Annotated in this window: 18 protein-coding genes; 12 read left to right on the plus strand and 6 right to left on the minus strand. The window is 68.8% G+C overall.

From position 1 onward, the window contains the following. Positions 1-10: 10 nt before the first annotated feature. Together HGG74_RS07955 and HGG74_RS07960 are read right to left on the minus strand one after the other, a co-directional pair. Positions 11-817: an amino acid ABC transporter permease gene (locus tag HGG74_RS07955; RefSeq protein ID WP_168485810.1), complete on the minus strand. Its 807-nt coding sequence runs from the start codon at positions 815-817 to the stop codon at positions 11-13. Between the two features lie 17 nt (positions 818-834). Further along, the gene (locus tag HGG74_RS07960) at positions 835-1,710 is read right to left on the minus strand and encodes an ABC transporter substrate-binding protein (protein WP_168485811.1); all 876 of its coding nucleotides are present in this window, start codon (positions 1,708-1,710) and stop codon (positions 835-837) included. 135 nt (positions 1,711-1,845) lie between these two features. Here HGG74_RS07960 and HGG74_RS07965 point away from each other — a divergent pair, with 135 nt between their 5' ends. The 5 genes from HGG74_RS07965 (at position 1,846) to HGG74_RS07985 (ending at position 7,206) form a co-directional block, all read left to right on the plus strand. After that, positions 1,846-2,592, plus strand: coding sequence for a FadR/GntR family transcriptional regulator (locus tag HGG74_RS07965; protein ID WP_168485812.1), 747 nt, complete (start codon positions 1,846-1,848; stop codon positions 2,590-2,592). Further along, positions 2,589-4,169 (plus strand): gamma-glutamyltransferase family protein, encoded by a 1,581-nt coding sequence (locus HGG74_RS07970; RefSeq protein WP_168485813.1) that lies wholly within the window; start codon positions 2,589-2,591, stop codon positions 4,167-4,169. Before HGG74_RS07965 ends, HGG74_RS07970 begins: the two co-directional genes overlap by 4 nt. Continuing rightward, positions 4,166-4,978, plus strand: coding sequence for a sulfite exporter TauE/SafE family protein (locus tag HGG74_RS07975; protein ID WP_168485814.1), 813 nt, complete (start codon positions 4,166-4,168; stop codon positions 4,976-4,978). The genes HGG74_RS07970 and HGG74_RS07975 overlap by 4 nt, the downstream gene beginning before the upstream one ends. A 96-nt stretch (positions 4,979-5,074) precedes the next feature. Continuing rightward, on the plus strand, positions 5,075-6,538 hold the full coding sequence (locus tag HGG74_RS07980; protein WP_168485815.1) for a protein adenylyltransferase SelO: 1,464 nt from the start codon (positions 5,075-5,077) through the stop codon (positions 6,536-6,538). A gap of 38 nt (positions 6,539-6,576) precedes the next feature. Then, positions 6,577-7,206, plus strand: a complete 630-nt coding sequence (locus HGG74_RS07985; protein WP_168485816.1) for a hypothetical protein — start codon at positions 6,577-6,579, stop codon at positions 7,204-7,206. Positions 7,207-7,442: 236 nt separating this feature from the next. Here the strand turns inward: HGG74_RS07985 and ftsH are convergent, their stop codons facing one another. Together ftsH and HGG74_RS07995 are read right to left on the minus strand one after the other, a co-directional pair. Then, positions 7,443-9,440 (minus strand): ATP-dependent zinc metalloprotease FtsH, encoded by a 1,998-nt coding sequence (ftsH, locus tag HGG74_RS07990; protein WP_168485817.1) that lies wholly within the window; start codon positions 9,438-9,440, stop codon positions 7,443-7,445. Positions 9,441-9,625: 185 nt separating this feature from the next. Continuing rightward, complete coding sequence (locus tag HGG74_RS07995) at positions 9,626-10,099, minus strand: Hsp20/alpha crystallin family protein (RefSeq protein ID WP_312856782.1); 474 nt, start codon at positions 10,097-10,099, stop codon at positions 9,626-9,628. Positions 10,100-10,404: 305 nt separating this feature from the next. On the opposite strand from HGG74_RS07995, the gene HGG74_RS21160 reads away from it, so the two are divergent. From HGG74_RS21160 to HGG74_RS08010, 3 genes are all read left to right on the plus strand, one after another. Further along, positions 10,405-10,779: a CBU_0592 family membrane protein gene (locus tag HGG74_RS21160; protein ID WP_205761566.1), complete on the plus strand. Its 375-nt coding sequence runs from the start codon at positions 10,405-10,407 to the stop codon at positions 10,777-10,779. Positions 10,780-10,960: 181 nt separating this feature from the next. Beyond that, positions 10,961-12,661, plus strand: a complete 1,701-nt coding sequence (locus HGG74_RS08005; protein WP_168485819.1) for a ribonuclease J — start codon at positions 10,961-10,963, stop codon at positions 12,659-12,661. Between the two features lie 74 nt (positions 12,662-12,735). After that, on the plus strand, positions 12,736-13,407 hold the full coding sequence (locus HGG74_RS08010) for an endonuclease/exonuclease/phosphatase family protein (protein ID WP_168485820.1): 672 nt from the start codon (positions 12,736-12,738) through the stop codon (positions 13,405-13,407). 38 nt (positions 13,408-13,445) lie between these two features. Here HGG74_RS08010 and HGG74_RS08015 read toward each other — a convergent pair whose 3' ends face one another. Beyond that, entirely contained in the window at positions 13,446-14,666 is a 1,221-nt protein-coding gene (locus HGG74_RS08015) for an MFS transporter (RefSeq protein ID WP_312856783.1), read from the minus strand. 154 nt (positions 14,667-14,820) lie between these two features. On the opposite strand from HGG74_RS08015, the gene HGG74_RS08020 reads away from it, so the two are divergent. From HGG74_RS08020 to HGG74_RS08035, 4 genes are all read left to right on the plus strand, one after another. Next, positions 14,821-15,273 (plus strand): SgcJ/EcaC family oxidoreductase, encoded by a 453-nt coding sequence (locus HGG74_RS08020; protein WP_312856784.1) that lies wholly within the window; start codon positions 14,821-14,823, stop codon positions 15,271-15,273. A gap of 52 nt (positions 15,274-15,325) precedes the next feature. Beyond that, the gene (locus HGG74_RS08025; RefSeq protein WP_168485822.1) at positions 15,326-15,970 is read left to right on the plus strand and encodes a hypothetical protein; all 645 of its coding nucleotides are present in this window, start codon (positions 15,326-15,328) and stop codon (positions 15,968-15,970) included. A gap of 97 nt (positions 15,971-16,067) precedes the next feature. Continuing rightward, positions 16,068-16,535 (plus strand): SRPBCC family protein, encoded by a 468-nt coding sequence (locus HGG74_RS08030; RefSeq protein ID WP_168485823.1) that lies wholly within the window; start codon positions 16,068-16,070, stop codon positions 16,533-16,535. 11 nt (positions 16,536-16,546) lie between these two features. Next, entirely contained in the window at positions 16,547-17,464 is a 918-nt protein-coding gene (locus HGG74_RS08035) for a ketopantoate reductase family protein (protein ID WP_168485824.1), read from the plus strand. Between the two features lie 72 nt (positions 17,465-17,536). On the opposite strand, the gene ppgK is transcribed toward HGG74_RS08035, so the two are convergent. Next, positions 17,537-18,346 carry a polyphosphate--glucose phosphotransferase gene (gene ppgK, locus HGG74_RS08040; RefSeq protein WP_168485825.1) on the minus strand — a complete coding sequence of 270 codons (810 nt, stop codon included), beginning with the start codon at positions 18,344-18,346 and terminating at the stop codon, positions 17,537-17,539. Between the last annotated feature and the right edge of the window lie 129 nt (positions 18,347-18,475).

The following is an 18,475-nucleotide window of genomic DNA, read 5'->3' on the forward strand; positions in this document are numbered from 1 at the left end:
TTCCACTCCCTCAGGCGATGTCGGCGGGCTGCAGGGCGGGGGTGCTCGTCGTCTGCTGCTTGCGGCTTCTGACCCCGAAGAGGCGCTTGAAGACAGACTCGGCGGGCGGCAGGCCGGCACGGACGTTCAGTGTGTTCTCGATGGCGGTTTGGATAAAGGTCCACACCGTGGTGAGGAGCAGGTAGTAGAGGGCGACCACGATGTAGATCTCGAACACCTTGAACGTCGAAGCGCTCATCGTGCTGCCGACCTGGAACATCTCGCTGACGCCGATGATCGACAGGATCGACGTGCTCTTCATTAGGCCGTTGAACGAGTTGCCCAGCGGCGGGACCATGGTCCGGATGGCCTGCGGAACGATGATCTTGCGCATCGCATGCATCGGGGTCATGCCCAGGGACAGGGCTGCTTCGTTCTGGCCCCGGTCCACGGACTCGAGGCCGGAACGGACGATTTCCGAAATGTATGCGCTTTCGTTGAGCATGAGGCCGACGATCGCCGCCTGGACCGCTCCCTTGATGATCGCGCCGAAGAGGTCAACGTCCTCGAAGCGGAACAGGCCTGCCGCGGCGAAGCCGGTATAGATGATCACCAGTTGGACCAGCAGCGGCGTCCCGCGGATCACCCAGATGTACAGGCTCGCGAAGAGCTTGAACGGGAGGAACCGGCTCCGGCCCATGAGCGCGATGACCAGGCCGAGCAGGAAGGCCAGCGCCATGGCAACCACCGAGATGATGATGGTCAGCGCGAGGCCGTTGAGGAACTGCGGGCTCGGGGCGAGCAGGCTTTGCCAGAAGTAGGACCAGTCGAATTTCATGTCGTTCCTCCAGCTGCTTAGGAGGCGTTCGCGATGTTCTGCGCCTCAAGTCCCCATTCCTTGAGGATCTCGGCGTAGCGGCCGCTGTCGACAACCTTGTTGAAGGCTTCCTGCAGGGCTTCGTGCAGTTCGGCGTTCTCCTTCAGCGTCGCCGCCCCGATCTTGATCTGGCCGACAGGCTCGCCCACCACCACGAACTCGCCGTTGGACTGCTTCTCGTAGTAGCCCATCAGCTCGGCCGTGTCCAGGAACGCATCGGACTGTCCGGCCATCACCTGCTGGAGGGCATCCGCGCTCCGGTCCAGGAGCGTGACCTGGACCGGCTCGAGACCCTTGCTCTTGCACTCCGCGGCCTTCTCCTCGAGCAGGCTCGCGCCGGTGGCTCCGGTGATGCCAACGGCGCGGACCCCGCAGAGCGAGTCGTCGTAGCCGGTGACATTCTTCGGGTTCTCCTTCGAAACCGCGACGCCGGACCCGGACAGCAGGTACGGCACGAAGTCGGCGATCTCCTCGCGTTCAGGCTTGATGTACAGCGAGGAAATGATCACGTCGCACTGCTTGGCCTGCAGGGCCGGAATCAGCCCGGAAAACGCGTATTCGGGGAAGGCCGTTTCAAGCCCCATCTCCTCGGCCATGCTCTTCGCAATATCCACTTCCGCGCCGACCGGAGTGCCGTCCTCCTTGGCGAAAATGTTGGGCGGAGTGCCGAAATTCGCGCAGGACGTCAGCACGCCGTCCTTGACGAGCGGCAGATCTGCGGCGGCACCCTGCGCCGCCGGCTGGGTGTCCTGGGCGGCCGACTGGCCGGACTGGCCGCCGCAGCCGGCGAGAGCGAGCGCGATCACTGCGGCCCCTGCATAGGCCGCCCGGCGAAGCGAAATGGTAGTGCTCATGGTGCCCTCCATCTGGATTCTGGGTGTTGGCGAAACTTTGACAGTTGGTAGGACAAACTGTCAAGCTATTTATCAGAGTTGACCCAACGGCCGCGGCCGGGGCCACTGGGAAACCGGGTCAAGGAGGAGTCGGAAATGGAATGGTCATCGTTGCGTCGGTCGCCGGCATTGTCGGTTCCGGACCGCCTGGCCGTCGATCTCGAACGGCTGATTCTTGAAGGCGAGCTCAAGCCGGGGGACCGTCTGCCCACCGAGCAGGAGCTGGGCGAGCTCTTCGGGGTCTCACGCGTTTCGATCCGCCAGGCCCTGCGCGAACTGGAGGCGCGCGGCCTGATCGACCGGAAGCCGGGACGCGGCACGACGGTGCGTTCAACCGCCGCACGCAGCGGCCAGGCCGGCAGTGCGATTTCCGCACTGCTCCACCCGGCCAACGGTACGGTCGAGCTGGCCCGGATCATGGAGCTCCGGGCCATCATCGAACCTCCGATCGCCGCCCTCGCGGCGCAGCGCCTGACGCTCCGGGACACCGAGCAGCTTCGCGCGCTCGTTGAGGAAATGGAGCAGGAGACGGATCTCGAAAGATATGCCGAACTCGACAGGGTGTTCCATCAGGCGATCTCCCAGTACACGCACAATCCGCTGCTGGCACAGCTGACCGAACTGATCGCCACTGAGATCGCGCCAAGCAGGCGGCACAGCGTGCAAAGCCCGGAACGGCGGCTGGCCTCAAGCCAGGCCCACCGCAAAATCTTCGAAGCCCTGGCCCGGAACGATGCCGAGCAGGCCGAGGCCGAAGCCCGCGCCCATGTCGAAACAGTGCTGCGCGAGGCGCTCAAGGCCGCCTCGTCCGCGGAGACCCCCCAGATTAAGGAGCAGGCATGAGCCCTACGTCCGCATCGCCGTCCGGAGCAACCGGCGGGGCTGTGTCCACCTCCCACTATCTGGCCACCGAGGCGGGTGCCCAAGCGCTCCGCATGGGCGGCAACGCCATCGACGCGGCCGTCGCCGCGGCCGCGGTCCTCTGCGTGGTGTACCCGAACAATGTCGCCCTGGGCGGTGACCTCGTGGCCATCGTGCGCGATCCTTCGGGCGAGGTCAGGTTCGTGAACGCCACCGGACGGGCCGCAGGAGGCGAGCGTCTGGAGGCCCTCCGGCTCCGGCACGGCGATGCGCTTCCCGACCGCGGGATCGACACCGTCACCGTGCCCGGCGGTGTCCGCGGATGGGCCGCCCTTGCCGGTCTGGGCGCGCGGCTCGGCTGGCAGGAGCTGCTGTCGCCGGCCCTGCGGTTCGCCCGCGACGGCGCCCCGCTGGCCAGGTCGATGGCACGGGCGATCCACCTTGAGCGTGCGGCACTGTCCGCCGATCCTGGCTGCCGTGATGTCTTCTTGCCCGGCGGCACCCCCCTGGCCGAGGGGGAGCTGCTGCGCCAGCCCGCGCTTGCCGGCACCTTCGAACGCCTCATCGCCCACGGCCCGGACGAGTTCTACACGGGCGAGGTCGCCGGCCGGTGGATCGCCGGCCTCCAGGCGCTCGGAAGCCGCATTTCCGCCGAGGACGTTGCCGGGTATGCCCCGACCGTCGAAAGGCCGATCGCCGGGAAGGCGTTTGGCCTGGAGGTCCTGACGAGCCCGCCCAACACGCAAGGCTTCTCGCTGCTGCGCACCCTCCGGGCCCTCGAAACCGAGCACCTCGCCGACCCGCTCGGTGCGGACGCAGGCAGGCTCGCCGGGATCTTCGCGGAAAACAACCGCGTCCGTGCCCGGTGGCTCGCCGACCCCGACACCGCTCCGATCGATGTCGAAGGCCTGGTCTCACTGTCTGCGGCAGCGGAGGCCGAGAACGATGCCCGGGTTGCCAGCGGCGACACGGTCGGGCTGGTCGCCGCCAGCGAGGACGGCTGGTCGGTCTCGCTGGTGCAGTCGGTCTACTGGGCCTTCGGTGCTGCCGTACTCGAGCCCTCAACGGGCATCCTCTTCCAGAACCGCGGCACCTCGTTCTCCCTGGACCCTGCGCACCCGGCGGCCTTTGCCCCCGGGCGGCGGCCGCCGCACACGCTCATGCCGGTGCTCGTCCTTCGCGACGGGCAGCTCGCCTATGCGCTTGCAACGATGGGCGGCCAGGCGCAGCCACAGATCCACGCGCACCTGCTGCTGAGACTGCTCGGCGGCGCTTCGGCGATCGAAGCGACAAGTGCGGCACGCTGGGCGGTCGGCGCCCAGGACGACGGTGACACCCCCGCCACGCTGACCGTCGAAGCGGACGTCTCCGCCGCGGCGCTCCGGTCGCTCGAAAACCACTCCCGCGAGCTCAAGGTCGTACCGCCGCGCGATGAACGCCTCGGCCACTCCAATGTCATTCGGGTGCTGGAGTCAGGTTTCGATGCCGCAAGCGACCCGCGATCCGACGGCTCGGCGATCGTCGTCGAAGCTGAACAGAACGAAGTGCGAACCTCATGACGAGACAGACCGAAACATCCTCGGCCACCTTTGCCCGCCCTGCGGTCCCTGCGCTGGTCCTCATCCTTCTCGGGCTCGCCACCGGCTACCTCTCGGGACTCTTCGGCGTGGGGGGCGGGGTGGTCATCGTGCCGGCGCTGCTCCTGCTCGGCGTCGACCAGCGCCTCGCCTCGGGCAGTTCCGTGGCAGCAGTCCTGCCTGCGTCGGTGGTCGGAGCGGCCGGCTACGCCCTTACCGGCAGCGTCGACTGGCTGGCCGGCCTTTTGCTCGCCGCCGGGATTGTCGTGGGGGCCCAGCTTGGCACCTACCTGCTGGCCAGGCTGCCAAGGAACGTGCTGTTCTGGCTGTTCCTGGGGTTCCTCGCCGCCGTGATCGTCAGCCTCTGGATCGTGATCCCGCAGCGCGACGACGTCATCCCGCTCACGCCGCTGGTCGGGGTGGCGCTCGTGCTCGCCGGGGCAGTCACCGGCATCCTCTCGGGACTGCTCGGCGTCGGCGGCGGCATCATCATTGTGCCTGTCCTGATGTTCTTCTTCGGTGCCAGCGACCTCATCGCCAAGGGAACGTCCCTGCTGATGATGGTGCCGGGGTCGATCTCGGCCACTATCGGCAACGCCCGCCGCCGCAACCTGGACCTGCGCATCGCCGCGTATGTCGGCATCAGCGCCTGCGTCGCGTCCCCGCTCGGGCTGCTGACCGCGCACGCCATCTCGCCGTTCTGGTCCAACGCCGCCTTCTCCGTGCTGATGTCCGCGATCGCGATCCAGCTCGTCATCAAGCATCTGCGCGCACGGCGCCGGAAGGGGTAGCCGGAGGGATCATCATGTCGGCAATAAGCCGGCCAGGGGCGGTCCCGAGGGACCGGGCAGTGACACCGATCACCGTGCCGCAGGTATCCTTGATGAATGAGTGCCGCAGCCGAATCCACGGTCATCTTTGACGGCCGCTTCGCCCGGGAGTTTGCGGAGCTGGCCCTTCCCTGGCAGGCGGAGGAGGCCCCCGACCCGCGGCTGCTCGTGCTCAACGAGCCGCTGGCCGCCGGGCTGGGCCTTGATCCCGCCTGGCTGCGCAGCCCCGAGGGGCTGCTGCTGCTGACCGGCAACCTGGTCCCCAACGGTGCCACCCCGGTGGCCCAGGCCTACGCCGGCCACCAGTTCGGCTGGTACGCTCCCCGCCTTGGCGACGGGCGGGCCCTCCTGCTGGGGGAGCTCACCGACGCCGAAGGCCGGCTTCGCGACGTCCACCTCAAGGGCTCCGGGGCCACGCCGTTCGCGCGCGGGGGTGACGGCCAGGCCGCGGTGGGCCCGATGCTGCGCGAGTACATCGTCAGCGAGGCGATGCACGCCCTGGGCATCCCCACCACCCGTTCCCTGGCCGTGGTGGCGACGGGGCGTCCGGTCTTCCGCGAGACCCAGGTGCCGGGAGCCGTCCTCGCCCGAGTGGCGAGCAGCCATCTGCGCGTGGGCAGCTTCCAGTATGCCCGGGCCACGGGCGATGTCGACCTCCTGCGCCGCCTCGCCGACCATGCGGTCAGCCGCCACCACCCCGGCGCCGCGGAGGCCGGGCAGCCTTACTTGGCATTGTTCCAGGCCGTGGCAGCCGCCCAGGCGTCGCTGGTGGCACGGTGGATGCTCGTCGGTTTCATCCACGGCGTGATGAATACCGACAACATGACGATCTCGGGCGAGACCATCGACTACGGGCCGTGTGCGTTCATGGAGGCCTTCGACCCGGCCACCGTCTACAGCTCGATCGACCAGGGCGGACGCTACGCCTACGGCAACCAGCCGGTGGTGGCCGAGTGGAACCTCGCCCGGCTCGCCGAGGCCCTCCTGCCCCTCCTCCACGAGGACCAGGAGCAGGCAGTGGCTCTCGCGGTGGAATCGCTCGGCGCGTTCCGCCACCAGTACAGCACCGCCTGGCTGGCCGGAATGACGGCCAAGATCGGCCTGCACGACGGCGTCGGCGACGACGTGGCCTCGCCGCTGGTGGACGAACTGCTCGGCCTGCTTCAGCAGGGCCGGGTGGACTACACCTCGTTCTTCCGCAGTCTCGGTGCGGCTGCCCGCGGCAATGCCGGACCCGCGCGGGCCCTGTTCCCCGATCCGGCGGCGTTCGATGCCTGGGTGGAGCGGTGGCGGGCCCTGGGGCCGGACGCCGAGGCGATGGACCGGACCAATCCCGCCTACATCCCCCGCAACCACCTGGTCGAGGAGGCCCTCGCCTCCGCCACCGGAGGCGACCTGGAGCCGCTCCACCGGCTCCTGGAGGCGGTGACTTCGCCCTACGACGAGCGCCCTGGTCTGGAGCGCTACGCCGCGGGCGCCCCGGAGGACTTCGGCCCGTACCGGACCTTCTGCGGAACCTGAGCCTCCGGAAGCACGCAGGTGCGGGCTAGGCTCAGGACGTGAACAGATGGCAGCAGCTGGGCCCGCTGCAGCAGGACGTGCTGATCGGAGCGGGCCTGGGAGCTGCCCTATCCCTGGCTACCTGGTCGTGGCTCTGGCTGGCCATCGGGGCCTGGCTCGGACTGTGCGCCGGCTGGACCCATGACCTGGCCCGGAAGCGCCGGGTCAGGCGGGAGCATGCCCGAAAGACCGGCGCCCCGGTGACGTGGCAGGAACGCCGGGCCGCGGAGGCCGGGCAGCGGGAGTTCAGGTTGCGCAGTGCCTCCCACTACCACGTCCGGGACCATGCCGTGCAGCGGCGGGCCCGGAACATCGCCGAGGCCCAGGGGATGGACGTGCTGAACGCGGTGTTCTTCCTGCACTACGCCAACCGCCGCTTCGCCCGCCCCCACCGCGACGACGGGCTGGGCCCGGTCAACCTCCACGAGGTGCTCGGCGACCTGTGGTCCGCAGAGCAGATCGGCGAGGCCATCTGCCGCTCCAACGTCCTGATCGAGGACGGGTGGAGCTACGCCTGGGAACCGGACAAGGCGGACCGCCACCTCGACGAGCTTGCCGCCGCCCACCCCGGCTTCAGCCGCCGGCACCTGGGGAGGGCCCTGGACTGGGGGTACGAGCTCAACCGCTGAGCCGGCCCGGCGCGTACGCACCCGCCGGCCTGCACGGGCCGGCCGGACCGTTGACAGGGCCGGATGACAGCAGCACACTATTTTTTGAGGAGCCCCTGGCGGGATTCCGGAGGTCAAGCGTGATGCGCTTTCGCACCTGCCGCCCATTCGTGGCGGACTGTGTTCCTCCCGCATCCCTGCCGGGGGCTCCTCCTGCCATAAGTCCACGTGCTGCTGCCGGCACAGGCAGACCGGATTCAGCCAGCCAGGGTCCGCCCGGCGTCAGGGCTGCCTGCGGCCTCTTCGGGACGCGGTTCCAGGCCCGCGGCGGCGTAGATCTCCGGTTCGTCCAGCGTTTCCTTCTCCAGCAGCTGCCCGGCCAGTGATTCCAGCCGCCAGCGGTTCTCGCTCAGCAGCATCCGGGCCCGCTCATAGCACTGGTCCACCAGGGCCCGGACTTCCTCGGCGACCGCATCCAGCATGCCTTCGGAAACCCCGAACGCCCGCGGATCCCCTTCCTCGGGCAGCACCTGCACCGGGCCGATACGTTCGGACATGCCCCAGCGGCCGACCATCATGCGTGCCAGATGGGTGCTGGTCTGCAGGTCGCTCTCCGCGCCGGTGGTGACCACGCCGAAGACGAGCTCTTCGGCGGCCATCCCGCCCAGGGCGCCGACAATGCGGCCGCGCAGGTAGTTTTCGTCGTAGCCGTAGCGGTCGGTGTCCGGCGTCGAGAGCGTCACGCCGAGGGCACGGCCGCGCGGAATGATGGAAATCTTGCGGACCGGGTCCGCGCCCGGCTCCAGCATGCCCAGGAGGGCGTGGCCGGATTCGTGGTAGGCGGTCCGCTTCCGCTCCTCGGCCGGCATGACCACGTTGCGCACGGTGCCCAGCTGTACCTTCTCCAGCGCATCCAGCAGATCGCGCTGGGTGACCTCGGCCCGGGACCGTTTGACCGCCAGCAGGGCGGCCTCGTTGACCAGGTTCGCCAGCTCGGCCCCGGTCATGCCGGGGGTAACCCTGCTCACCGCATCCAGATCGACGTCGGGCCCGAGTTTGACGCCGCGCGTGTGGACGCGGAGGATCTGGGCCCGGCCGGCACGGTCGGGGGCATGGACCGTGATGGTGCGGTCGAAGCGGCCCGGGCGCAGCAGCGCCGGATCCAGCACGTCGGGCCGGTTCGTGGCGGCCAGGACGACCACGCCTTCGGATGAGGAAAACCCGTCCATCTCCGTCAGGATCTGGTTCAGCGTCTGTTCGCGCTCGTCGTGGCCGCCCACTGCCACTGAACCGCCGCGTTTGCGGCCAATGGCGTCGATTTCGTCAATGAAGATGATCGACGGTGCCGCGTTTCGGGCAGCCTGGAAGAGCTCGCGGACCCGGCTGGCCCCCACACCGACAATCATTTCGATGAATTCGGAGGCGCTTGCATGGAAGAACGCCACCCCGGCCTCCCCGGCCGTGGCCCGGGCCAGCAGGGTCTTGCCGGTCCCCGGCGGGCCGCTGAGCAGCACGCCCTTGGGCGGCTTCGCCCCGATCAGCTGGTATTTCTGCGGGTCCCTGAGGAAATCCACCACTTCGGAGATTTCGGCTTCGACCTCGTCGATCCCGGCAACGTCCTTGAAGGTGACGCGGATTTTTCCTGGATCCACCGGCTCGAATTTTTTGTTGGCTCCCAGTCCGCCCATCCCGAACATGCCTGCCTGCCGCTTGAACAGCCACAGATAGAACAGCACCAGCAGCGCTATCGGTGCTACCGAAATCAGCAGGTTGGCCAGGATGCCCCGTTCCTGCACCACGGGTGTGGCCCGGACGGTGACGTTGTTTTCCTCCAGCGCAGCCAGCAGATCGTCATTGGCAAAGGCGGGGCGCTCGGTCACGAACTGCCGGTAGGTCACTCCCGGAACACCAGGCAGCGGCTTTTCCTGCCGCAGCGTGCCCTCGATGGTTTCGCCGCGGGAAAACACCTCCGCGACGTTGTTCTGCTGGACCTGCGTCTTGAATTCCGTATAGGAAACCATCTGGGGACCGCTCAGCCGGTCCTGGACGGACAGCAGCGCGAAGATCCCCAGATACAGCATGAGCGTCCACAGCACCGGCCTCAGCCATCTGCGCGGGCCCTCGGGACCGGGCGCGCCGCCGGCCTGCTGCTCCGGGACGCCCTCGGTGCGCCACGGAACCCCGCCCCTGCCATTTCCCGCCGCTGCGGAGCCGCGGTCCCCATTGTCGGAACCGTACGGCGAACGATCAACCATTGTGCCACCCCCGGATTACCATGTCCGGAACGTCAACTTCCACTGCCGCAACTCCCTGCCGCCAGCCATGGGCGGACCATCCGGTTCCGGGCTCCGGCACACGGCGGATGCCTTCCGGGCGGGAAGGCCGCTGGCCGCTGCCTCCCCACCCGGATCCAGGCCCGGCCCGGATGCTGGCCGCCCGGCTAGCGCACGTACCTGTTCTCTTCTTCGGGTCCGCCGGGTGCGGCAGGCCCCGATGCTGCAGAGCCGCGGGAGACCGGGATCTTCCGGGAAGCGGTCGCCGTCTCCTCGGGTACCGGCACGCGGACTTCGAGCACGCCGTCGTCGTAGCTGGCCCGCACCTCGTTCTGGTCCACCGGGACCGGCAGGGTCACGGTGCGGGAGAAGCTGCCGTAGCGGAATTCGGAGCGGTACCCTTCCTTGTCCTTGTGCTCGGACTTCTCCTCGCGCCGTACCGCGATCCGCAGCTGGTCCCCGACCAAGGTGATGTCCACGTCCTTCTCCGGGTCCACGCCCGGCACCTCGGCCTTGACCACCAGGTTTCCGCCTTCACGGTATTCCTCGATCCGCAGCCAGGACTCCAGATCACCTTCGAGGAACCGGCGGAAAGGTTCCGGAACGTCAATGCCGGTGCGGCGGAGAATACTGCCTGCCACTGCTGCCACCTCCACTCGGTTGCCCGGCCCGCCGTGCAGCCGATGCGGCAGGGCCGGTGATCGGTTATTTGACACCACCAAAATACGCCCGCGAAACGCCGTTGTTAAGCTCGATTCCGCACCTGTCCGGCAAGCGGCAGGCGCGCCGGAAATCCATAATCCACGGCGCGCTGCCCGGCCCGCGGCGCCTATGGTCCTGACACCGGGCAGCAACCGGTATGATCGGCGAACCAGACCCGCCGGAGCCGCCGGTTCTCCACGCCGCGGCCCCGGCTCTCCCGACAATCCGACAGGACAACACCCTGATGGCCTTCCTGGCTGAAGTCTCCGGCTGGCTTGGCGCCGTGGCCGTGCTGGCCGGTTACCTGCTTTTCTCCATGGGCCGGATCCAGAACGGCAGGCTCTTCCAGACGGCGAATCTGGCCGGTTCCGTTGCCATGATTGTCAACGGCGCCTACCACGGGGCCTGGCCTTCGGTGGCCACCAACGTCGCCTGGTGCGCCATCGCGGCCACTGCCTTGGTGCGCCTGCGGCAGCTGCGGCGTACGGACCCGGCACGCGGAGAAGCGCCTGGACTTGACGGGGACGAACTGCTGCCGGTGCCCGGGCCTGCCCAGCTGGAGCCGGCCGTCATTGCGGACGATGACCAGGCCCAGGAGCCACGGCGCCGCGACGCCTAACAGCAGCCGGCAGGGACGGGCCGGAAATGCGGTGGTAAAGTCAGACGTCAGCATGCCGTCCTGTGATGCCGCGGGACAGGCCGCCGGTTCGTCGCAGGACCTCCCGGCATCAGGACAAAACACCGCCGGTAATCCGGCTCCGGGCATTGCCGCCCGCCGTACGCCGTAGAGAATGGATTGCATGACCAGGACCGGACACCACCACGCCAAGACCGCCTCCACGAAGGCCGGGCCGCCCGCGCTCGCCAAGGGGGCGATGCGCATTGTGCCGCTGGGCGGCCTCGGCGAGATCGGCCGGAACATGACGGTGTTCGAATACGGCGGCAAGCTGCTGATCGTCGACTGCGGCGTGCTCTTCCCCGAGGAGCACCACCCGGGCGTGGATGTGATCCTGCCGGACTTCTCCTACCTGCGCGAGAGGCTCGACGACGTCGTCGGCCTGGTCCTCACCCACGGCCACGAGGACCACATCGGCGCAGTCCCGTACCTGCTCAAGGAACGCCGGGACATCCCGCTGATCTCCGCCAAGCTGACGCTGGCCTTCGTCAAGACCAAGCTGCAGGAACACCGGATCACCGCCAAGATGATCCAGGTCAAGGAGGGCGACCGGAAGAAGTTCGGGCCCTTCGACCTGGAGTTCCTGGCCGTCAACCATTCGATTCCGGACAGCCTGGCGGTGGCCATCCGCACCGGCGCCGGGCTGGTGCTGGCCACCGGCGACTTCAAGATGGACCAGTTCCCGCTGGACGGCCGGATCACCGACCTGGCCGGGTTCGCCCGGCTGGGCGAGGAAGGCGTGGACCTGTTCCTGCCGGACTCCACCAACGCGGAGGTCCCCGGCTTCATGGCATCCGAGCAGGAGCTGCTGCCGGCGATCGACACGGTGATGCGCACGGCGCCGCGCCGGGTGATCGTCTCCAGCTTTGCCAGCCATGTGCACCGCATTCAGCAGGTGATCGACGCCGCGCACAAGTACGGGCGCAAGGTGGCCTTTGTCGGCCGCTCGATGGTGCGCAATATGACGACGGCGCGCGAGCTGGGCTACCTGAAGGTGCCGCGCGGCATCCTGATCGACTTCAAGGAGCTCGAGAAGATGCCGCCGACCAAGGCCGTGATCATCTGCACCGGCTCCCAGGGCGAACCGATGGCTGCGCTGGCACGCATGGCCGGTGGCGACCACGTGATCGACCTGACCGAGGGCGACACCGTGCTGCTGGCCAGCTCCCTGGTGCCCGGCAACGAGTCGGCCATCTACCGCCTGATCAACGACCTGACCAAGCGCGGTGCCAACGTGGTGCACAAGGGCAACGCCAAGGTCCACGTCTCCGGGCACGCCAGCGCCGGCGAGCTGGTCTACTGCTACAACTTGGTCCGGCCGCGCAACGTGATGCCCGTGCACGGCGAGCACCGGCACCTGAAGGCCAACGCCGAACTGGCGGTCCGCACCGGCGTCGACCCCGAACGCGCGCTGATCGTCGAGGACGGCACCGTCGTTGACCTCAAGGACGGCGTGGCCCAGGTCAGCGGCAGCGTTCCGGCCAACTACGTGTACGTCGAGGACATGGTTCCCGGCGCCGCCACGGAGGAATCCCTGCAGGACCGGCTGCGCCTGGCCGAGGACGGGGCCGTCACCGTGCTGGCGATCGTCAACCCGGACAGCGGGAAGCTGGAGGAGGATCCGGAGTTCTTCCCCGTCGGGTTCACTCTCGCGGACAAGGACCTGGACAAGGCCGGAGAGATCGTGGAGAAGACCCTGGCCGGGCTCAGGCGGGACAAGACCGGCCCGGAGGCCGAACGCGCCATTGCCGACGCCCTGGTGCGCTGGTCCGACCGGTCGCTGCGCCGCAAGCCGGTGGTCACGACCATCATCGTCGAGGCCTGACTGCCGCACGCACGGTAAAACGGATAAGCTCGGGACGCACGCTACTGCTCGCACCGCAAGGAGTGACCGCTTTGTTGAGAGCCATCAGCTACAACCTCCGCAAGCACAGTGCGAGCGCAGAGCTTGTCGACCTGACCGAACGTTACGGGGTCGACGTGCTGTGCCTCCAGGAGGCCGACACCGGGAAGCTGCCGCATACCCTCGGCCACCTGGAGCTGGCCGATTCGACCAAGGGCAACAGGCTCGGGCTGGCCATCTACTACCATGATGAGCGCTTCGCCGCGAAGGAGACCAAGGCCTTCGAACTGAAGAAGTCCATGCATGATTATGTGCTGGCCCCGGCCCATGAGCGGCTGATCGGGGTGCGGCTGGTCGACCACGAAAGCAAGCACGAGATCGCCGTCGGCTCCTTCCACGCCGCGCCGCTGACGGCGTCGAATTCGCTGCGCCGCAACCAGATCCGGGCCGGCCACGAGGCCCTGCTCAGCCTGGGCGGGGAGAACATGACGCTGATGATGGGGGATTTCAACTACCCGTTCTTCACCAGGAGCCTGATGCGGCACCTGAAGGAAACCGGCTACGAACTCACCCTCAGCAACCGCCGGACGTACAGCCGCTACAAGCTGTTCAAGGGGCACTTCGATTTCGCCACGTCCCTGGGACTGGACATCCAGAGCGTGGAGACGCTGCCCCAGGGCGAGTCCGACCACCTGCCCATCCTCGTGACCGCCGAATACATGTATTAGGGCTGCCCTGTCCGGGCCCGCGTGCCGCCCGGGGCCGGTCAGGCGGGAACGGGCGCCTGGCGCTTCCTGCCGTGCACGGCGTAGTACAGGCCGATGCAGGCCAGCATCAGCACGCCCAGCCAGACGTACATGCCTTCGAACCCGGTGAACGGCACCAGCAGGCCCAGCAGCACCGGGCCGAAGCCGGTGCCGACGTCGAGCATCAGGTAGAAGGTGGCGACGGCGGTGCCCAGCCGCCGTTCGGGCACCTGGTTCACCGCGATGGCCTGGGTGCACGGCATCAGGGTGCCGAAGCCGAGGCCGGTCAGCACGCCTGAGCCAACCACATTCCACATCGACACCCCGGGAGCCAGCAGCGCGAGCCCGGCAGCGAAGACTACCAGCGCCGGATACATCACGATGTTGGCACCCCGGCGGTCCTGGATCCGCCCGGCGAAAAGGCGCGACGTGAGCACGGCCGCGGCGAAGACCAGGAAGAACAGCGCGGCGGCCGGGGCGGCGCCGCGCTGCTCGGCATACGAGGTCAGGAACGAGAGCACCCCGGAATAGGCCAGGCAGCCGACCAGCATCACGCTGGCGATCGGCAGGACCGCCGGCTCGACAATCCTGTCCAGCACCGTCCGCGGTGTCCACGCCCGCTGCTTGCCGCCCGGGCCGCCGGCGACTGCGGTGGCGGCCGGCTGGCCGGCCGGCTGCCGTGCGGGCAGGCGCAGGAAGAGCGAGACGGCGAACGCGGCCGCCGAGCAGGCTGCGCAGAAGAGGAACACGCCGTCGTAATCGCCGCCGGCCGAAAGCAGCACCGCCAGCAGCGGCCCCAGGGCCGTGGCCACCGAGGTGGAAATCGTGAAGTAGCCGGTGCCTTCACCGCGCCGGGCCGCCGGGATCAACGCCTGCGCGCCGGCGGTGACAGCGGTGTGGCCTATCCCGAAGGCGACCCCGTGGACCAGGCGCAGCACCAGCAGCAGGGCCAGCGAGCTGGCCGGAATGTAGAGCAGGGACACTGCCGTGAACACGGCCAGGCTCACCACCAGGACCCGGCGCCGGCCGGCGGTGTCCAGCAGCGGCCCGGCGAAGAAGCGCGAGAGAAGGGCCCCGATGATGAAGGCGCTGGAGGCGAAGCCGGCGACGCTGTCGGCGGCCTGGAACCGCTGCGCCGCATAGAGCGCCATGGAGGTCATCAGCAGGTAGAACACCATGTAGATGAACAGGTTCGCGCCGATCGCCAGCACGAAGTTCCTGCTCCACAGCTTCTCCTGCACCGGCTGCCTCCTGCATGGCTTGGTCTGCGCGCACCGTTTGGGCCGCAGTTTCGATTATGCCGTTCCGGGTGGGCGCAGATGCAGGCCGGCGGTAAAGCTGCTCGCTTCCGGTGCCGCGATACTTGAACCGGAAGCATGGACGGAGGAACGCTGCGTGGTCGAGGAGCCGGAGGATATCGCGCGCGGATTCGCGCAGGCGTGGAACCAGGGCGACGCGGACGGGATTGCCGCTTTGTTCGCCGACGATGCGGACTTCGTCAACGTCGTCGGACTGTGGTGGCGAAGCCGCGAACGCATCCGCCGCGCGCACGCCGAGGGTTTCCGCCGGATCTTCGCCGGCGCGAGGATGACGCTTGGCCGGGTCCGGGTACGCCGCTTGGGCGACCGGGCCGCCGTCGTCCACGCCACGTGGACGCTCACCGGACAAACCGCCCACCGCGGCCGCGAGGCCGGAGCCCGCAGCGGGGTGCTCATCTTCGTGGCCGAAAAGCGCGACGGCGGCTGGGTCGCCGTCGCGGCGCAGAATACAGACCGGGTACCCGGTGCGGAGACGCACATCGCCGTCGGCGGCCGGCTGGAGGCTGCCGATTACCGGGACGGGAGGTAGCACCCGCCGCCGGCCGGCGCTGACTGTCGGTACCGGTCCCTAAGCTTGCCCGGTGAAGCGTCCGCGAAAGATCACCGCCGGCCTCGCCGTCGGGGCGGGCGTGGGCGTCGCCGCCTCCGTCGCCAACGCGGCGGCGGCTCCCTCCGGGCTGCTCGCCGGGATGGTGGCGGAGGCGGGACGGCCGCTGCTCCAGGTCGCGTCGGCTGCCGCCGTGGTGGCTGACGCCGGCTGGGTCTGGGCCGGTGCGGCGGTGGCGGCAGGCTGGCTGGTCGGCACACGGGCGGCAGGGGCTGCGGCCGGGGTGCTGGCGCTGGTGGCGGCCACGGCGGCCTACTACGGGATGGATTCGCTGCTGTACCGGGTGCCGCTTGGTGCGTTGTGGCGCGAGCTGCGCCTTGGCTGGGCCCCCATGGTCTTCTTCGGGGTGGTCCTTGGCACCGTGGGCAGCCGGATCGGCCGCCCGGGACTGGCGGGCCTGCTGGCCGGGCTCATGGTTCCGGTCGGCGCGGCCGTGGAGGCGGCCCTGCTGCCCCGGTACCCGGACGGCTCCGACGCCGGCGCCGCCCTGGAGTGGGTACGGCTGCTCATCTGGGCCGCCGCCGGGCTTGCATCCTATGTTGTCCTGGTGGCGGCCGCCGTCTTTCGGTGGCGGCGCAAACCGGGGCGGCCCAAGCTGCCTCCCGACAGCTGCATCTGAGACGGCAGCGCTCCAGCCGCGCCGGCCTCTAGCGTCGTCGGCGTCTCCCAACACTCGCTCCGCTCGTGTCGGGGCCCTCGGCGCCTAGACTGGCCCCATGTCATCCTTCACGGTCACCCGCAATGCCCTGATCCCGGCCCCGCCGGCCGAGGTCTATCCGTTTGTTGCCGACTTCCGCAAGTGGACCGCATGGTCGCCATGGGAGGCCATCGACCCGGGCATGTCCCGCAGCTATTCCGGCAGCGAATCCGGCGTCGGCGCCCGGTACGGCTGGGCCGGCAGGAAAGCCGGCTCGGGCACCATGGAGATCCAGGAAGCCGACGAGCCAAGCTCCATCAGCATCCGGCTCGAGTTCACCAAGCCCATGAAGGCAGTTAATCCCGCCGTCTTCACCTTCACTCCCGAAGGCGGGGGAACTCGCGTCACCTGGACCATGACCGGGGAAAGCAAGGGCATTGGCAGACTCTTCGCGCTCTTCATGAACATGGACAAGATGGTTGGCAAGGACTTCGAAAAGGGCCTGTCCAGCCTGGCCTCGGCCGTCACTGCCAAGGGCCGTGTGTAGCGGCGCGGACGATGAGGATACTGATCGCAGGGGCAGGAGCGACGGGCGGCTACTTCGGCGCCCGGCTCGTACAGGCCGGCCGGGACGTGACCTTCCTGGTCCGGCCTCGCCGGGCCAAGGAACTGCGCGGAGGCTTGAGGATCATCGGCCCCGGGACCGAGGACGAAACGATCCCGGTCAAAACCGTCACGGCCCAGGAACTGGACACCCCCTACGACCTGGTGATTGTGGCCGTCAAGGCCGGAGCGCTGGAGAACGTGGTGGAGCAGATCGCCCCCGCCGTCGGGCCGGGCACGATGATCCTGCCGTTCCTGAACGGCATGGCGCACCTTGACCTGCTCACCGAGCGGTACGGGGCGGAGCACGTGCTCGGCGGGCTGGTAAAGGTCGTGACCACGGTGACCGAAGAGGGCCACATCCGGCAGCTGAAGCCGATGGCCATGATGGCCATCGGGGAGCAGTCGGGGGAGCGCACCCGGCGCATCGAGGAACTGTACCGGGAGCTGTCCGTGCCCGGCTTCGAGCTTTCCCTGGCACCGGACATCATCGCGTCGATGTGGCATAAATGGGCGTTCATCACCGCCGCGGGCGTGGTCACCTGCCTGATGCGCGGCCCGGTCGGGGACATCGTTGCCTGTCCCGGCGGCGAGGAGTTCGCGCTGGCCGTGATCGCCGAGGCGGAGGCTGTGGCTGCCGCGGCCGGCTACCCCGTGCCCGGCGGCGAACATGCGATGAGCGTGCGCCTGCTGACCGAGCCCGGCTCGGTGTTTACCTCGTCGCTGTACCGCGACGTCGCCGCCGGCCTGCCGCACGAGGGCGAGCACATCCTGGGCCGGTTCGCAGCACGGGCGGAGGCGCTGCGGGTTGACGCGCCGCTGACCGGGCTGGCCCTGCTGCAGCTGCGCGTCCACGACCGGCAGGGCCGGTAGCGGGCGTCCCGGGCGGCTGCGACGGGCGAGGGCAAGGAGGACCTGGAGGACGAGCCCGCCGCGGATCCTGCGTCAACACTGCAGTCCGTGCACGGCGGCCCCCACCACTCCGGCCGCATTACGCAGTTCCGCGGGAATGATCCTGGTGCGCAGGTCCAGGTGCGGCAGGAAGTCCCGGCACCGGGCCGAGATTCCGCCGCCGACGATAATCAAATCGGGGGAGAACAGGAACTCCACATGGGACAGATACTGCTGGAGGCGTCCGGCGTAGTCCTTCCAGTCGAGCCCTTCCAGTTCGCGGGCCACGGCCGAGGCCCGGGTTTCGGCCGGGAAACCGCCAATTTCCAAATGGCCGAGTTCCGTATTGGGCAGCAGCCGGCCCTCCACGAACAATGCCGAACCGATACCGGTGCCGAGGGTGATGACCAGTACGACGCCGGTGCTGCCACGGCCGGCGCCGTACCGGACTTCTGCCAGGCCTGCGGCATCGGCGTCGTTGATGACCTGCGTCCGGCGGCGCAACCTGCGGGCGAAGAGGGCGTTGGCGTCGAGGCCTATCCAGCCGCGGTCGATATTGGCGGCGGAACGGGCGACGCCGTGCCGGATGATGGCCGGCAGTGCCACCCCGACCGGTAGAGCCGGTTGCGGATCGGCGGCCTCGGCCGTCAATTCCACCACCAGCTGCGCGAGGAGGTCCGCGACGGCGCCGGGGGTGGCAGGTTGCGGCGTGGGAATCTGGCGGAGCGGACCGGCAAGGGTGCCGTCGGTAGTATCCACCACCGCGTACTTGATCCCGGTGCCTCCGACGTCGATGCCGATGCGGTGTCCGTGCGGTGCCTGGGCGCCGGGCAGCCCCTGGCTGAGCGGTGCGAGCGTGGTCATCCGATCTCCCTGTCAGGCCGAAGGGCGGGTGGCCGGCCAGGGGCCGACCTTTTCGCGCGGGGGCCGGTGTCCGGCGTCGGCCAGGTCACCGACGCGGTGGACCTTGACCATGTTGGTGGACCCGGTGGT

The organism is Arthrobacter mobilis, assembly GCF_012395835.1.
Classification (GTDB): Bacteria; Actinomycetota; Actinomycetes; order Actinomycetales; family Micrococcaceae; genus Crystallibacter; species Crystallibacter mobilis.

What these genes read in the sequence shown, in the direction of transcription:
- HGG74_RS07955 (WP_168485810.1), bottom strand. Translation starts at nt 817, where the DNA reads ATGAAATTCGACTGGTCCTACTTCTGGCAAAGCCTGCTCGCCCCGAGC.
- HGG74_RS07960 (WP_168485811.1), bottom strand. Translation starts at nt 1,710, where the DNA reads ATGAGCACTACCATTTCGCTTCGCCGGGCGGCCTATGCAGGGGCCGCA.
- HGG74_RS07965 (WP_168485812.1), top strand. Translation starts at nt 1,846, where the DNA reads ATGGAATGGTCATCGTTGCGTCGGTCGCCGGCATTGTCGGTTCCGGAC.
- HGG74_RS07970 (WP_168485813.1), top strand. Translation starts at nt 2,589, where the DNA reads ATGAGCCCTACGTCCGCATCGCCGTCCGGAGCAACCGGCGGGGCTGTG.
- HGG74_RS07975 (WP_168485814.1), top strand. Translation starts at nt 4,166, where the DNA reads ATGACGAGACAGACCGAAACATCCTCGGCCACCTTTGCCCGCCCTGCG.
- HGG74_RS07980 (WP_168485815.1), top strand. Translation starts at nt 5,075, where the DNA reads ATGAGTGCCGCAGCCGAATCCACGGTCATCTTTGACGGCCGCTTCGCC.
- ftsH (WP_168485817.1), bottom strand. Translation starts at nt 9,440, where the DNA reads ATGGTTGATCGTTCGCCGTACGGTTCCGACAATGGGGACCGCGGCTCC.
- HGG74_RS21160 (WP_205761566.1), top strand. Translation starts at nt 10,405, where the DNA reads ATGGCCTTCCTGGCTGAAGTCTCCGGCTGGCTTGGCGCCGTGGCCGTG.
- HGG74_RS08005 (WP_168485819.1), top strand. Translation starts at nt 10,961, where the DNA reads ATGACCAGGACCGGACACCACCACGCCAAGACCGCCTCCACGAAGGCC.
- HGG74_RS08030 (WP_168485823.1), top strand. Translation starts at nt 16,068, where the DNA reads ATGTCATCCTTCACGGTCACCCGCAATGCCCTGATCCCGGCCCCGCCG.
- HGG74_RS08035 (WP_168485824.1), top strand. Translation starts at nt 16,547, where the DNA reads ATGAGGATACTGATCGCAGGGGCAGGAGCGACGGGCGGCTACTTCGGC.
- ppgK (WP_168485825.1), bottom strand. Translation starts at nt 18,346, where the DNA reads ATGACCACGCTCGCACCGCTCAGCCAGGGGCTGCCCGGCGCCCAGGCA.